Here is a 1,105-nt window from a genome sequence, read left to right on the forward strand (position 1 = left end):
GGCAACGATCCCTCCGCCGTTATTGCCACCATCGCCGCCGAGATCTCCCAACTGGTGGAGGGCTCCGGCGTGGACAAGGACCGGGTTGCGGGCCTGGGTGTGGCCGCTCCCGGTCCCATCGACCTTGACAACGGCGCTGTGGTTGACCCGCCCCTGCTGCCGGGCTGGGACCGCGTGGAACTGCGGAACGCGCTGTCGGAGGCCACAGGTTATTCCGTGCTGGTGGACAAGGACGTCACCAGTGCCGCCGTTGCGGAAACCTGGGCCGGCGGCCCGAGTGGAGCCGGCAGCTTCATCTTTATGTACATGGGTACTGGAATTGGTTGCGGAATTGTGCTGAACGACGAGGTGGTCCGTGGCACGTCCGGCAACGCCGGTGAGATCGGCCACGTGATGGTGGACCCCGATGGTCCTCCGTGCGACTGTGGCCTCCGCGGCTGCGTCAAGTCTTCCTGCATCCCGCAGGTACTCGTGGCCGAGGCGGAGGCCGCCGGCATCCTGGACGGCTCCCGCTCGCGGAGCAGTGGGGCCGAAGTCCAGCAGGGCTTCGCCGCACTGTGCGACCTGGCCGACCAGGGCAACGAACAGGCGCTGGCCATTATCGACAAGTCCGCGGTCCTGGTGGCCCGGGCAGTGTCGGTGGTGACCAATGCCCTGGACGTGGAGCGGGTGGTCTTCGGCGGCCCGTTCTGGAGCGGCCTGGCTGGACGCTACCTTGAGAAGATCCCGGCCTTGCTCGATGCCCACAGTGCGGCCCGGCTGATCCATCCCATCGAGGTGGTAGGAACCGGTGTGGGCGAGGATGTGGGCGCCATCGGGGCCGCGTCCCTGGTTCTTGAGCACACCCTGGCTCCCCGCGCCCAGAGGCTTCTGCTGGAGAGCTGAGGTGGTGCCTTGCCCTTGCCTGGGGCGGGGCACGCATCTAGCATTTGCGTATTGCGCGGCTGGGGGGCCCGCTGGCAAGGGCCCTCCAGCCATTGATCGAATGGAGCACCATGCGTGGCCCGGCCCTGAAGACCATGTCCCTGATCGTTTCCGCATTGATCCTCCTGACGGCCTGCACGCCCGGTGCTCCCGAAGATGGGTCAAAAACGCTCAAGGTGGT

The 1,105-nt window shown here is 66.8% G+C and carries 1 protein-coding gene; it reads left to right on the plus strand.

All coding sequences use genetic code 11. The features are described 5' to 3' along the window. The coding region (locus tag AC5RWX_RS33655) for an ROK family protein (RefSeq protein ID WP_494100481.1) at positions 1-885 on the plus strand (885 nt) is incomplete at its 5' end. Between the last annotated feature and the right edge of the window lie 220 nt (positions 886-1,105).

Source organism: Arthrobacter sp. SPT-J7 (assembly GCF_059089965.1).